The organism is Ruegeria sp. AF3, from assembly GCF_056536285.1.
In genome coordinates this window covers 3,106,932-3,121,554 of the sequence record NZ_JBQFJM010000001.1, presented here as the reverse complement: position 1 = coordinate 3,121,554, position 14,623 = coordinate 3,106,932, and the positions used below count along the sequence as shown (strand labels likewise).

Here is a 14,623-nt window from a genome sequence, read left to right as displayed (position 1 = left end):
AACAAGACAAGGAATATAAAAATGATGTCGTCCTGGACAGCACTGAATGACCCGGACCCAGACAGCGACCAATACGAAGGTGCCCGATAAGAGGTGACCTGAACTAAGCCGCGGGAGAAATTTTTTGCGATTGTCTGGCAACATGTTTCCGTAAAAACTTCGGAACGTTCTCATCTTACTGATTTCGGGCAGGCAGAGCTTCTGACACCATGATCAGCCGCAAGAAGGAAATCGGCGAATGAAATCACATGCCAAAGTTGTTGTCGTTGGCGGCGGATGTGTGGGCGCGTCCCTTCTGTACGGTCTGACACAGCACGGCTGTAGCGATGCGGTGATGCTGGAACGAACCACGTTGACCTCAGGCTCGACCTGGCATGCCGCCGGTCTGCTGGTCACCTTCGTGCGGTCCCATAACGTGTCGAAGATGACGATAGAAACCATCCGCATCTATTCAGAAGTCGAACAGAAGATGGGTACGTCGGTAGGCTTGCGTAAAGTGGGTCAGCTGCGCGTTGCCAACACACAGGAACGTTGGGATGAATTCCAGTCATATATCTCGATTGCCGAGGCTGCAGGTGTGCCCTGCAAACTGCTGACGCCCGCGGAAATTGCCGATGTTCATCCCCTTCTGAACCAGTCCGAGCATATTCGCGGCGGTATCCTGCATACCGAGGACGGCTATGTGAACCCGGCCGACATCACCATGGCAATGGCAAAGCTGGCGCGGGATGCGGGCGCCACAGTCTATCAGAACACCGAAGCACAGGCGTATGAAAAGCTGGAAAGCGGTCATTGGAAAGTGACCACCAATCAGGGAGAGATCACGTGCGAGCATCTGGTTTTTGCCACCGGCAACTATGCCCGTGAAAATGCCCGGCGCGTTGGGCTGGACCTGCCCTGCATTCCCATCGTTCACCAGTACTGGACCACGGAAACCGTTCCGCTGCTCAAGGAACGTCGTGCGCAGGGTTTGCCCGAGTTCCCGATCCTGCGGGATGAAGATTACGGCGCATATATGCGCGAAGATGTCGGTGGCATTCAGTTCGGGCCCTATGAATTCACTAAGGACCTAAAACTGTTTGCCGAAGACCGCGTGCCACCTGACTTTGGCGCAGACCTCTTGCCCGAGGATTTCGATGCCGTGGAAACCCAATGGGCACGGGCAATCGAACGGGTTCCAGTCCTTGGAGAGGTGGGCATCAAAGCCAACACGCGCGGCCCCTTCCAAATGACGCCGGACGAATTGCCACTTGCCGGGCCAGCGCCGGGGTACAAAAACCTGTGGCTGGCCGAAGGGATGCCCGGTGGCATTCTGTGGGGCGGCACCGTGGGCGAACGTCTGGCCCGCTGGATCGTCGACGGTGATCCGGGCATGGACATGTCGGAACTGGACCCGCGCCGTTTCTCGGACTACGCCTCTAAACGCTGGACCATGGACAAGGTTCGCGAAACCTGGGGCACACATATGAACGCGCATATCCCCGGCGAAGATTTCCCGGACGCGCGCCCAATGAAAACCGTGGGGTCTTACGATCTGCTGACGGCGCATGGCGCAGTCTGGACCAGCTTCAACGGCTATGAATTCCCGCGCTGGTTCGCCAAATCGCCGCAAGAGGCGATCCCTGAACATTCTTTCCGCCGCACCAATCACATGGAACGCGTTCAGGAGGAAGTGCACACCACCCGCGAAGAGGCCGGGTTCATCGAGATGTCGCCAATGACCAAGTTTACTGTACGCGGTCCCGGCGCCGCGCGGTGGCTGGATGGTCTGATGGCAAACAAACTGCCCAAAGTGGGTCGCATGAACCTGTCGCTCTTGTTGAACGCAAAAGGTGGCATGGATGCGGAATACACAGTTGTCCGCTATGCCGAGAATGATTTCTATCTGGTCTCTACCCCGAATTGGCGCGCCTATAACTGGGATCAGCTGCAACGTCTGCTACCACAAGATCAATCGGTTATCCTTGAAGACGTTTCAGAACAGTTGGGTGTGATCGCTCTGGCGGGTCCCAAGGCGCGCGAGATTTTGCAACCGCTGACCGACAACGATTTGACGAACGCAGCTTTTCCCTGGCTCTCTGCACAAAAAGGTGAAGTTGGTTATGCCAAAGACGTTCACCTGCTTCGGGTATCTTACACAGGCGAGCTGGGCTGGGAACTGCACCATCCGGTCGGGTATAACCGCCATCTTGTCGACCTGCTTTTGAAAGCCGGTGTAAAACCCTTCGGGCTTGAGGCGTTGGAGTCCATGCGCCTTGAAAAATCCTATCGCGCCATCAACCGTGAGATTTGCAAGGACATGACACCATATGAGGCCAGCCTTGATCGGTTTGTCGTCACCGAGGGACGCGAGTTCATCGGAAAAGCGGCGCTGGAGAAGCAGAGATACGAGGGCAATCACAAACGGCTGGTCACGTTGAAACTTCCCTTTGGCGAAACTTCGGTGATGTTCGATGAAGGTGTTTATGCAAACGGTGAACTGATTGGTCGCGTTACATCGGGTGGGTTTTCTTATTATTGCAACCACGACATAGCGATGGCACTTGTACCAAACGATATGACCGCGCCGGGTGCAAAGATGCAGGTGTTGGTCCATAACGAAATGCGCGATGCCGAGGTGATCGATACTTGCGCCGTTGATCCCACCAACGCACGTGCGCGTGCCTGACCCCTGAAGTAAGAAGACTGGATTTGAAAAGATGACCGAACACTCGATCAAAACGCTTTCTCTTGCCGAGGTTCGGGCGCTGGCGAAAGCCGTACTTGTTTCTGCCGGAGTTAATGCACAGGGCAGCGATATTCTGGCCGACATTGTTACCCGGTCCGAGCGGGACGGCCCGCGCAGCCACGGATTGCGTATGCTGCCGGTCTATGTCCAAAGCTTCACCTCGGGCTATGCAAACGGCAATGCGAAGCCAAAGATAGAAAAGGCTGCCCCGGGCGTTCTGCGCTGTGACGCCGATAACGGGTATTATCAGGTCGCGGCAGCCGAAGCCCGCGACATGTTGATCGAAATGACGCGGGAAAACGGCATTGCCGCTTTCACCTGCGCAAATTGCCACCATCTGGGCGCGTTAAGGTTTGACACCGAACCGCTTGCCGAAGCTGGTCTGGTGGCTTTCGCCGTGATCAACTCATTGTCCATGGTGGTGCCGCAAGGCGGGGTGCGCCCGGTATTTGGCACCAACCCGATGTCTTTTGCCTGTCCGCGCGAGGGCGGTGCGCCGATAGTCTGGGATCAGGCGTCTTCAATGGTTGCTTTGATGGATATCCGCATGGCCGCAGCCGAGGGGCACGACCTGCCCCACCCTGCCGGTCTGGACCCTGACGGCGCACCCAGTACGGACCCGAACGCTATCCTGGAAACCCGCAGCCTGTTACCTTTTGGCGAGCACAAGGGCGCCGCAATCGCTTTCATGGTTGAAGTGTTGGGTGCCGCCCTGGCTGGTGGAACCCTTTCCGTGAACAATCAAGAACGTGAGGCGTTCGGAGCCCTTAACATCAAAGGCGGTGCAACACTGATTGCGATTGATCCGACGCGGTTCGGCAACGAGGCCTTCAATCAATATATCGCGCGCATTTGCTCAGAAATTGTCGGTAATGGGGACGCCCGTGTTCCGGGTGATGGGCGTCTGGCCAAACGGGCGGCAGCCGAGGCTGACGGTGTTGAGGTCAGCGCCGAGGTTCTGGCCACGTTAAACGCGTCCTGAAAAACCTGCGCTCAGCTTTCTGGCTAGAGGGCCTTCCTACGACACGGGCGGATTCAAGCGCCAATCCAGCTTTGAACAGGCGGTAATCTTGCCGAACCAAGCACGGATGCGACAGTCCATTCTCCCCTCGTAACGGCGGTCCGTTGGGGTCTGAGTCGTCGCACTTATCGACCGCCGCCCGCAACAAATAGCCTGGAAAAGAAGTCAAACAGGTCAGCGTGACACTCTAATGGCAGGATATGCGCCACATATTGGTCCGGCCTGACGACGACCATACAGCCCTTTGTCCGGTCAATTCCGCGCATTTCGTAGATGTCTTCACGCCTCTTGTGATCAACGCAAAAAACCTTCTCGAAGTCGCGCAGGCCATACCTGCCCTTCTCGGGTTTCAAAAGAGACGGCATATCCTCATAATTCAGCGATATGAAATCCTCCGGGAAGATGGCCCGTAGGTCTATCAAACCGTCGATGTCTTCGTCAGGGCGCACAAACCGTCGCAGAGGAGAGTTCGGATCGCTTTGCAAAACCTCGCAAAGCTGATGGATCGATCCGCCTTGGGTACCTGCGTCTCTCTGTCCTGCGAAGGCATAGAGCCTCCAGCGCGCATCCGCTTCGGCCACATGCCCCAATTGCATGGGCATGGCATCTGCAAGCCGGACAACTGGTGCTGAATGAAATCGCTTGCCTATAACCAGCCCACGCGCCAGATGCTGGTGAACCGGTTCGGCGACCAAGTCCGAAGGCCCATAGTGAACCGAAAGCCCGCCGGTGAACTCCAGATTTTCGATAAACTGTTTTTGAAATCGGGGCATATCGGTGCCGTCAAGCTCTGACTCGCCCGGAGGCGCACTTATGATCCGGGCCCATTTATGGTCGGTTTCGACCAGTCTTTTGGCCTCTTGCAAACGCTCGGCCGAGTAGCTGTGAAGAAGATCAGGCTTTGACCTTCCTGTCAGCACATGCACCAGTTTCCAGCCCAGGTTGAAAGTATCGCCCATCGACACGTTCATCCCCTGACCCGCCTTGGGGCTATGCGTGTGGCAGGCGTCGCCCGCCGTGAAAACGCGCGGGGTGCGTGTAGCAACTTCATGCTTAGGAACATCGTCGAACTTGTCGGTCAGCCTGTGGCCAATCTCGTAGACCGACCACCAAACGACTTCTTTTACGTCGATGGAATAAGGACGCATGATCCGGTTCGCGGCAGCGATGATATGGTCAGCCGTCAGATTGCGGTTGGCGATCCGCTCATCCGGGTTCAGTTTGTCAAGCTCAACATACATTCGGAACAGGTATCCGCCCTCGCGCGGAAGGATCAGAACGTTTCCTTCCGATGCCGATTGAACAAGGCATTTCCGCCGCAAATCGGGAAAATCGGAATTCGCCAGAATGTCCATAACGCCCCACGCCTGATGTGCGGCATCGCCTTGCAGCTTACCCCCGATGGCCTTGCGCACATTGCTGCGTGCACCGTCACAGCCTACGACATAGTTGGCACGCACTGTAAGCCGTTCAACCACGCCACCATCATCGCCCAAGCGTTCAAGCTCTGCCGTGACGGGGTGATCCGTGGAACCGGTATCAATTGTGAAATCGCTGACACGAAGCCCGTAATGGGGTTGCAGCCGCGTTGGAGCGTTTCTCATCACATCCAGAAACAGCTCATGAATCCGGGCCTGATTCATCAAGGTATGTGGCATCTCGGATTGATCGTCGGCAACGTCCTGCACCGTGCCCACCCGGCGGATGTGGTCCGGGTTTGTAAGATCGGGCGTCCAGAATGCCGTTTGGTTGACCCAATATGCTTCGCGCTTCACTTTCTCAGCAAAACCAAACGCCTGAAACATCTCCATCGAGCGGACGTTGACGCCATCCGCCTGGCCTTTCTCCATAGGACCCGGCTTTTGATCCACGATCATTGTCGAAATTTCGGCGAACCCGGCCAGCTGCGCCGCGAGGCAAAGCCCGGCCGGTCCACAACCCGCGATCAAAACATCAACCTTTTCGGGGATGGATGCGGGGTGGTCGTGGTGATCGGGGCGACCGAACGCAGCCGGTTTGATATCCGGGTCACCCGGACGAAATCCATCAACGTAGTATTGCATTGTCCCCTCCTCCGCAGGTTCACGCAACTTTAATAACTATACTTACTATTTGCCGTCAACAAAGATATGTACACTCACTAATTGCCGCGGTAATTCTGGAATAAGTGACGGCGTAAAGTGATTTCGGAGGTTTTGCGTGAGTATTTACGGAATGGCGGGCCACCTCATCCGCAGGCTCAACCAGATTTCAACCCACGTGTTCTCGGTCCGGATGCAGGAGGCCGGGATTGACCTTACATCCGTTCAGTTCGCAGCACTTGAAACAATTCGCGCCGAACCCGGCATTGATCAGGCCACAGTCGCGGCAAAAATCGCCTATGACCGCGCAACAATCGGCGGGGTCATCGACCGGCTGGAGCAGAAAAACTATGTCAAACGCTCGGTCAGTAAACGTGACAGACGCGCGCGCGAGGTCACCTTATCCGAAAAAGGAAAAGACATCCTCGCGGCGGCTATGCCAGTCGTAATTGACCTGCAAAACGAGATCCTCGGAGGGCTAACTCCGAATGAACGCGAAACGTTCCTGAAGCTCGCAGGCAAGGCAGTTGATGCTGTCACCGACGATAACACACGGCCTTGAATTTCATGACGGACGCTGGTTCAATTGAAACAAGGAAAGCAAATCCACCGTTTTTGAGCTTTAGTTTCCGAAACCAGAAACTAAAATCTAAGAAATCTCAATTTACCTTTGAGCCAACCGAGGGCAATGTAATCCTGAGAGGATAAATTGCGTCCGCGCATGACCTGTCTGATGCGTAGCGTTTCGACGAAAAGGTTCACATGTGTGAACATTCTGTTTTCCGAAAAGGACCTGAAACCAAACACTGAAAAAGTGGATATAACTCGTTATAAAACATAACTAATATGAGCAATCATGAACAGGGGATGATACTCATAGGTCATCTAGGGAGGAGACCATGACCAACTTGCGCAGAACCATACTCAAATCTGCAGTGGCGGCGATTGCTTTCGGTGCCATGTCAACCACTGCCATCGCGGCCGAAGTGACACTGCGGATGCACCAATTCCTGCCGGCACAAGCCAACGTACCCAAGAACGTTCTGGATGTCTGGGCCGACAAGGTCGAAGCGGATTCGGATGGCCGGATCGAAATTCAAAGGTTTCCGTCCATGCAGCTTGGGGGCAAACCCCCCGAACTGATCGACCAGGCCATTGATGGTGTGGCAGACATTGTCTGGACTGTGTCCGGATATACACCAGGCCGCTTTCCCCGAACCGAGGTGTTCGAACTGCCGTTCACCATGACCAATGCCGAAGCCGTCTCACGCGCCTATTGGGATCTGGCCGAAGAAACCATGATGGACGATGACTTCAAGCAGTTCAAAGTACTCGGTCTCTGGGTGCACGGCCCCGGTTTGATCCATTCAAAGGAACCGATCGAAAGCATCGAGGATCTGAACGGCGTAAAGCTGCGCGCACCGACACGCGTAACCAACGGCCTTTTCAGCTCGCTTGGAGCAACCCCGGTTGGCATGCCTGTTCCTGCGGTGCCTGAAGCGCTGTCCAAAGGCGTGATCGACGCCACCGTGATTCCCTGGGAAGTGACTGGCGCCCTGAAGGTCAACGAGCTGGTCGGAAACCACACGACCTTTGGCGATGACACGCTATACACCACCACTTTCATCTTCGCGATGAACAAGGACCGCTGGGATGCACTGCCGGATGATCTGAAGGCCGTCATCGACGCCAACTCGGGCGCTGAATTCTCGGCCTTCGCAGGCAAGCAGATGCAGGCCGATGATGACGGGCCTCACAAGCAGGCGATGGAACGCGGCAACAACATCATCACGCTTAGCCCGGAACAGGTTGCGGAATGGAAGGCAGCATCACAGCCGACCACTGACGCCTGGATCGCCGAGATGGATGAAAAAGGTCTGGATGGAACCGGCTTGCGCGCCCGCGCGCTCGAACTGATTTCGCAATACTCCGGCAACTGATCCGGTCGCTCTTCCGGCGCTATTTCCCGCCGGGAGAGCAATCCCTTTGGAGTTGATCATGCGGAAACTGGTAGAGCGCATCGCGCGCTTCATGGCCGTTCTCGGCGGTGTGGTTCTGACTGCGCTGGTCCTGCTGACCTGTGTCAGCGTGCTGGGGCGCGGCCTGAATACGCTGGGCCACTCGGACGTCATGACGTCACTGTCGGAAGCAGCGGCAAATGCGCTGATTGCATCGGGCGTCGGGCCTGTGAATGGCGATTTTGAACTGGTCGAAGCCGGCATTGCATTCGCCATATTCTCGTTCCTGCCTATATGCCAGCTCTATGGCTCTCACGCCACAGTCGACGTATTCACCAACACGCTTCCGGCAAAGGCGAACAAAGTGATAATCACATTCTGGGAAATCGTCCTGTCGCTTGTCATTCTTTTGATCACGTGGCGCTTGTTTGTCGGCATGCAAAACAAGCTGGACTATGGTGAAACGACCTTTCTGCTGCAATTTCCGGTTTGGTGGGCCTATGGGCTAAGCTTTGTTGCCGCCCTTGTCGCATCACTTGTTGCTGTCTATTGCGCCGTCGCGCAGGTCATCGAGCTTGTCACCGGGCGTCATATCCTGCCCTACCGCGGGGAGGCCGCACATTGACCATGCTCGAACTGGGCTACGTGTCCTTTCCCGTACTTCTGATCATGATCTTTCTGCGCGCACCGATTGGCCTTGCCATGTTGCTGTGCGGGATTGGCGGGCTGTATTTTGCCATGGGTAGCACCAGCATGTTCATGGCCAAGCTCAAAACCGAAACCTACTCAACCTTTTCCAGCTATTCGCTGACGATCATTCCGATGTTCCTGCTGATGGGGCAGTTCGCGACATTGTCGGGCATGTCTTCAGCCTTGTTCAAAGCTGCTGAAAGCTGGCTGGGCCACCGCAAAGGGGGCGTCGCCATGGCGGCAGTCGGCGCTTGTGCCGGATTTGGCGCAATCTGCGGGTCCTCCCTTGCCACTGCCGCAACGATGAGCCGTGTCGCGCTGCCCGAACTGCGCCGCTACGGCTATTCCGGCGGGTTTTCAACCGCAACGCTTGCTGCTGGCGGCACATTGGGCATTCTGATCCCGCCTTCGGTGATCCTTGTGATCTATGCGATCCTGACGGAACAGAATATCGCCAAGCTGTTTCTCGCGGCCTTTGTCCCCGGCATTTTGGCAGCGCTCGGCTATATCATCACGATTTCGATCTATGTGCGCATGTATCCTGACGCCGCGGGCACCCGCGAAGCGATCCCATATCCTGAACGCGTTCGGGCACTGCTGGATGTCTGGCCTGTCCTTCTGGTTTTTGGCCTTGTTGTCGGTGGCATCTATCTTGGCTGGTTCACCCCAACCGAAGGCGCAGCCGTGGGGGCGGCGGGAACCGGGCTGATTGCTCTGATCTCGGGCAATCTGAACTGGCAGGTCTTCGTCGAAAGCATCATTGCAACGGCCTCAAGCACGGCGATGATCTTCTTCATCGTGTTGGGCGCAGGGCTGTATAACAGTTTCCTAGCGCTCACTCAGGTACCGCAGGAACTGTCTGGCTGGGTCGTTGGACTTGGGCTCAGCCCGTGGATGGTGTTGTGCCTGATCCTGGTGTTCTACCTGATCTTTGGATGTCTGATGGACAGCCTGTCAATGATCCTGCTGACTATCCCGATCTTCTTTCCGGTCATCAGCGCACTAGATTTCGGCATGAGCCCCGAGCATGTGGCCATCTGGTTCGGTATTCTGGTTCTGATCGTTGTCGAGGTCGGGCTGATCACCCCTCCGGTCGGGATGAACCTGTTCATTATCAACGCCATGGATCGTTCAACCCCGATGACCCAAACTTACAAGGCAGTGATGTGGTTTGTCACCTCTGACATCATTCGGGTCATGATCCTGGTGCTGTTTCCGGCCATTACCCTGTTCCTGATCCCCTAGCGAAATCACCATCAGCGGTCCGGGGCGGGCCCATCCGAAAATAGATATGAGACACAACAATGATTGAACATACTAAAATGGAGAGAGCGCGATGCAGTTAAGTGGATGTGTCGCCCTGGTCACCGGCGGCGGAAGCGGGCTGGGTGCTGCAACGGCTAGGCATTTCGCCGCCAGCGGAGCAAAGGTTGCCGTTTTGGATTTCAATGCTGAAGGTGCGAAGGCAGTTGCTGACGAAATTGGTGGTCTTGCCCTGCAAGCCGATGTCAGTGACGAGGCCGCCGTCAGTGCCGCGTTTGAGACGGCAATAGCCCATTTCGGGTCGGCACCCAGAATCGCTGTCAGTTGTGCGGGCGTCGGCATGGCGGCCAGGATCGTCGGGCGCGAAGGCAAGCTGTCATTCGACGTGTTCGAGAAAACTCTGCGCGTGAACCTTTTTGGCACCTACAACGTCATGAGCCACGCGGCGAGACACATGGCCGGTCTCGACCCGTTGGCTGACGGTGAACGCGGTGTGATCATCAACACGGCGTCGGTTGCGTGGCAGGACGGTCAATTGGGTCAAGCCGCTTATGCCGCATCCAAAGGGGCAATCGCCTCGATGTGCCTGCCTGCCGCACGGGAGCTCGCGCAGTCGGGGATTCGGGTGATGGCCATCGCACCTGGCCTGTTCCACACGCCAATGATGGAAGGCTTGCCGGAAGAGGTCAGTGCCAAGATCACTGCGAACATTCCCTTCCCGGCCCGCCTTGGCGAAGCGCGTGAGTTCGCAATGCTCGCCGAACAGATCGTTGAAAACCCGTTTTTGAATGGCACCACTATTCGACTTGATGGCGCCGTTCGTCTGCCGCCCCGGTAAGGAGTTCCCCATGGACAGCCAAATCCTGAACATTGAGGTCAACGGATCCATCGCGACCCTGACCATGAACCGCCCTGACAAGCGAAACGCGATGTGCGAGGAACTGTTAGGCGCGCTGGATGATTTCTTTTCAGCTCCACCCAAGAACGTGCGCGTGGTGATCCTGACCGGAACTGAAGGGCATTATTGTTCCGGATTGGACCTGTCCGAGCATGTTCATCGTACGGCCGAGGAAAACCTGCACCATTCCCGCCACTGGCACAGTGTCATGGACAAGATCCAGTTGGGTGGGCTTGCGGTTGTCTCGGCCATGTTTGGCGCCGTGATCGGCGGCGGGCTGGAGCTTGCAGCGGCAACACATGTTCGCATCGCTGAACCTTCGACGATCTTTCAGCTTCCCGAAGGCCGGCGCGGAATATTTGTCGGTGGCGGTGCGACCGCGCGGGTCGGTCGCCTGCTGGGGGCCGATCGGATGACCGAGATGATGTTGACCGGCCGCAAATATGGTGCCGATGAAGGGGTATCGCTGGGGCTTGCACATTATAGCGTGGGTGAAGGCGAGGCTTTGGCGCTGGCCCAAAAGCTGGCAGGTAAGATTTCCCGAAACGCGCCACTGTCAAACTATCTGATGATTCAGGCGGTCGCGCGGATCAATGAAATGTCGCAGAACGACGGACTGTTTACTGAATCGCTGGCCGCGGCCCTGTCGCAAACAACACCAGATGCGCAGGAAGGACTGCGGGCCTTTCTTGAAAAGCGCGCCCCGAACTTCAGGTGAACACATGAAAAGGAAACATGAACACACGCCAGAAGACGGCGCGCCTAACACGATCAGCGATGCCACGCTGCGGGGGTTTGTCGGGTATCGCATGAAACGGGCCTTCAATGTGGTGCAGGAAGACCTGACAACAACTCTGCGTCCCTTTGGTCTGCGAATGCTGACTTATTCGGCACTGGTTCTCATCGTCGATAACCCCGGTTTGCGGCAGTCCCAACTGGCTGACGCAATGGATATCGAGCGCCCGAACCTTGTCGTCATCATTGACGAACTGGAGCGCAGGGAACTGATCGTCCGCGACCGGGTACCGACCGACCGGCGCGCCTATGCGCTAAGGACGACACTGGCGGGCAGGCAATTATATGAAAAGGCCGTCGCCGCGGTTACCGCCCACGAAGGCAAGCTGCTGGCCGGTTTGGATGACGCAACCATCACCACCGTTTTCGATGCCCTCAGGACGATCGAAAAAGCGAGGAAAAGGGGCTGATCATGCAACGCACATCGGAATACCTGGTGCATTCTGTTTCGCGCGAAGATCGGGCCGACGGTTCCATCCTGCTGAAATCGAACCACACTCTTGGTCCTGTCGTCGACAAAACCGGTGTCTGGCTGCACGCCTGGGCCTCGGACGCGCCTGACCGCACGTTCATTGCTGAACGCAGCGGCGCAGGATGGCGCAAGGAAAGCTATGCGACCACGCTTGAAAAGGTGCGGGCAATCGCAAGCTCGCTATTGGCGCGTGGGATGGGGCCTGACACACCGATCCTGATCATGAGCGGCAACGGCTTGGATCATGGTCTGCTGAGCCTGGCTGCTCAGTACATTGGCGTACCGACTGCGCCCGTAGCCGAACAATACGCCTTGATCCACGGTGCACATGGCCGCCTGCGCCATGCCATCGAACTGGTGCGCCCGAAGATGGCCTATGTCGTCGATGCGGATCAATACCGAGAGGCGCTGGAACTGGATGCGCTTCAAGGGGTCGAAATCGTAGCCAGCCGACAAGGCAGGAACAGTCAGGTCACAGCGTTCGACGAACTTCTCAAAGGGGATGTCAGTGTCGATCTGGAGGCAGCCTATGAACTGGTTGGCCCCGATTCCGTCGCCAAGATCCTAATGACCAGCGGTTCAACCTCGGCCCCGAAGGGGGTCATCACGACCCAACGCATGATGTGCGTGAACCAGACCATGCTGGCCGACGGGTTGCCATTTCTGCGCACGCGTCCGCCCCGTGTGGTCGATTGGCTGCCATGGAACCACGTCTTTGGCGGATCTCATAACTTCAACATGATGCTCGCCAACGGCGGAAGCTTCTACATCGACGACGGCAAACCGGTAGCCGGTCTGTTTGAGAGGACGCTGGAAAACCTGTCCATGGTCACCGGCACGCTCAGCTTCAATGTCCCCGTAGGTTACAGCATGCTGCTGGGCGCATTGCAGCGGGATGGCGATTTGCGTCGGCGGTTCTTCGAAGAACTTGATCTGATCTTTTATGCGGGCGCTTCACTGCCACAGGACATCTGGTCTGGATTTGAACAGATGGCGCTGGATGTCAAAGGTGAGATACCGCTGATGACCTCGTCCTGGGGACTGACCGAGACAGCGCCCGCCACAATGATGCAGTCCGAGCCCATTGACCGTTCCGGGGTTGTTGGCGTTCCGATGAACGGCGTGACACTCAAGCTGATACCGGATGAAGACATGCGATGCGAAATGCGCATCAAAGGGCCAAACGTGATGCCTGGCTATTTCAACGAGCCGGGCAAGACAGCCAGTGTTTTCGATGAAGAAGGGTTTTTCATTACCGGCGACGCCATGCGGTTCATCGACCCGCAGGACGTAAACAAAGGTATGAAATTCGATGGCCGGATTTCTGAAGATTTCAAGTTGCTGACCGGTACATGGGTGCGTGCCGCGCAATTGCGGATGGACTTATTGACCTGCCTTGCGCCTCTTGCCTCAGATCTGGTCATTACAGGTGCCGACAGAAATGAGATCGGCGTCATGGTCTTTCCCGATGTTGCCGAGCTGAAGCGGGAAGGATTTGACCTGAACGACGACAGTGGCGCCTACTGCTGCAAATTGCTGCAAGGCGAAATTCACCGCCGCCTGGCAGAGCGCGCCCGCGAGTTATCGGGCAGTTCCACACGGGTCGGGCGCGCCATTGTCCTTAGCGAGCCCGCCTCGATGCCCGAGGGCGAAATGACCGCCAAGGGGAACCTCAATTTCCGCAAAATACTGACACGGCGGCAAAATTTACTTGAGCGTCTTTATGACGACGCCGACCCGGCAATCGTAAAGATCTGAGAAAGGAACGAACAGATGGTCGATATCACCAAGGTTCGCGCAATCGACATTCACACCCACGCTGAAGAACCCTGCGGGTGCCACTCGGATGACGGCTATGACGATCTGCAGGCAACCATGGCCAACTACTTTGGCGCTCCGTGGAGCCACCCGCCTACGGTTCCCGAAACTGCACAGCACTATCGCGAGCAAAACATAGCCGCGGTGATCTTCCCGGTCGATGCCGAGCGGGAGACCGGCTATCGGCGCTACAAGAACGAAGAAGTTGCCGCTTTGGCGGCGGAAAATGACGATGTGCTCATCCCGTTTGCGTCAATCGATCCGCACAAGGGCAAGATGGGCGCACGCGAGGCGCGCCGCCTGATCCGCGAATTTGGTATCAAAGGGTTCAAGTTTCATCCGACGATGCAGGGGTTCTACCCCAATGACCGTATGGCTTATGAACTATACGAGGCAATCGCCGAGGAAGGCTGCATCGCCCTGTTTCACACAGGCCAGACCGGTGTCGGTTCGGGCATGCGCGGCGGTAACGGAATGCGGCTTAAATACTCGAATCCGATGTTCATGGATGACGTCGCCGTCGATTTTCCGGATATGAAGATCATCCTCGCCCATCCGTCGTTTCCCTGGCAGGAAGAGGCTCTGTCCGTGGCACAGCACAAGCCCAACGTCTATATCGACCTGTCCGGTTGGTCACCAAAGTACTTCCCCGAGATTCTGGTGAAATACTGCAACTCGATCCTCAGGAAAAAGGTCCTGTTTGGGTCCGACTGGCCAATGATCACTCCTGAACGCTGGCTGTCGGATTTCGAGAAGATCAATATCAAGGACGAACTGCGCCCGGACATCATCAAAGGCAATGCCGCGCGCCTGCTGGGACTGACCCCGTGATGCTGCCCCCCGCCCCATCGCGCCCCTACCCAGTCACTTTGAACTTCGACAGTGCCAAACCGCCAGAA

At 56.6% G+C, this 14,623-nt stretch carries 12 protein-coding genes; 11 read left to right on the top strand and 1 reads right to left on the bottom strand.

Annotated elements, in window-relative coordinates:
* Positions 1–238 precede the first annotated feature (238 nt).
* On the top strand, positions 239–2,668 hold the full coding sequence (locus ACR3FC_RS15605; RefSeq protein ID WP_480476346.1) for a GcvT family protein: 2,430 nt from the start codon (positions 239–241) through the stop codon (positions 2,666–2,668).
* Positions 2,669–2,699: 31 nt separating this feature from the next.
* Positions 2,700–3,710 (top strand): Ldh family oxidoreductase, encoded by a 1,011-nt coding sequence (locus tag ACR3FC_RS15600; protein ID WP_480476344.1) that lies wholly within the window; start codon positions 2,700–2,702, stop codon positions 3,708–3,710.
* A 164-nt stretch (positions 3,711–3,874) separates the two neighbouring features.
* Here ACR3FC_RS15600 and ACR3FC_RS15595 read toward each other — a convergent pair whose 3' ends face one another.
* Positions 3,875–5,812, bottom strand: a complete 1,938-nt coding sequence (locus ACR3FC_RS15595) for an FAD-dependent monooxygenase (RefSeq protein WP_480476342.1) — start codon at positions 5,810–5,812, stop codon at positions 3,875–3,877.
* A 136-nt stretch (positions 5,813–5,948) separates the two neighbouring features.
* Between ACR3FC_RS15595 and ACR3FC_RS15590 the strand changes: the two genes are divergently transcribed.
* From ACR3FC_RS15590 to ACR3FC_RS15550, 9 genes are all read left to right on the top strand, one after another.
* The gene (locus tag ACR3FC_RS15590) at positions 5,949–6,392 is read left to right on the top strand and encodes a MarR family winged helix-turn-helix transcriptional regulator (protein ID WP_480476340.1); all 444 of its coding nucleotides are present in this window, start codon (positions 5,949–5,951) and stop codon (positions 6,390–6,392) included.
* 337 nt (positions 6,393–6,729) lie between these two features.
* Positions 6,730–7,770: a TRAP transporter substrate-binding protein gene (locus ACR3FC_RS15585; RefSeq protein ID WP_480476338.1), complete on the top strand. Its 1,041-nt coding sequence runs from the start codon at positions 6,730–6,732 to the stop codon at positions 7,768–7,770.
* Positions 7,771–7,828: 58 nt separating this feature from the next.
* Positions 7,829–8,413 (top strand): TRAP transporter small permease, encoded by a 585-nt coding sequence (locus ACR3FC_RS15580; protein WP_480476336.1) that lies wholly within the window; start codon positions 7,829–7,831, stop codon positions 8,411–8,413.
* Positions 8,410–9,723: a TRAP transporter large permease gene (locus tag ACR3FC_RS15575; RefSeq protein ID WP_480476334.1), complete on the top strand. Its 1,314-nt coding sequence runs from the start codon at positions 8,410–8,412 to the stop codon at positions 9,721–9,723. Before ACR3FC_RS15580 ends, ACR3FC_RS15575 begins: the two co-directional genes overlap by 4 nt.
* 91 nt (positions 9,724–9,814) lie before the next feature.
* Entirely contained in the window at positions 9,815–10,579 is a 765-nt protein-coding gene (locus ACR3FC_RS15570; protein WP_480476332.1) for an SDR family NAD(P)-dependent oxidoreductase, read from the top strand.
* Positions 10,580–10,589: 10 nt separating this feature from the next.
* Complete coding sequence (locus ACR3FC_RS15565) at positions 10,590–11,357, top strand: crotonase/enoyl-CoA hydratase family protein (protein ID WP_480476330.1); 768 nt, start codon at positions 10,590–10,592, stop codon at positions 11,355–11,357.
* Between the two features lie 4 nt (positions 11,358–11,361).
* On the top strand, positions 11,362–11,844 hold the full coding sequence (locus ACR3FC_RS15560; protein WP_480476328.1) for a MarR family winged helix-turn-helix transcriptional regulator: 483 nt from the start codon (positions 11,362–11,364) through the stop codon (positions 11,842–11,844).
* Positions 11,845–11,846: 2 nt separating this feature from the next.
* Entirely contained in the window at positions 11,847–13,664 is a 1,818-nt protein-coding gene (locus ACR3FC_RS15555; RefSeq protein ID WP_480476326.1) for a feruloyl-CoA synthase, read from the top strand.
* Between the two features lie 15 nt (positions 13,665–13,679).
* Positions 13,680–14,555 carry an amidohydrolase family protein gene (locus tag ACR3FC_RS15550; RefSeq protein ID WP_480476324.1) on the top strand — a complete coding sequence of 292 codons (876 nt, stop codon included), beginning with the start codon at positions 13,680–13,682 and terminating at the stop codon, positions 14,553–14,555.
* The last annotated feature ends 68 nt before the right edge of the window (positions 14,556–14,623 follow it).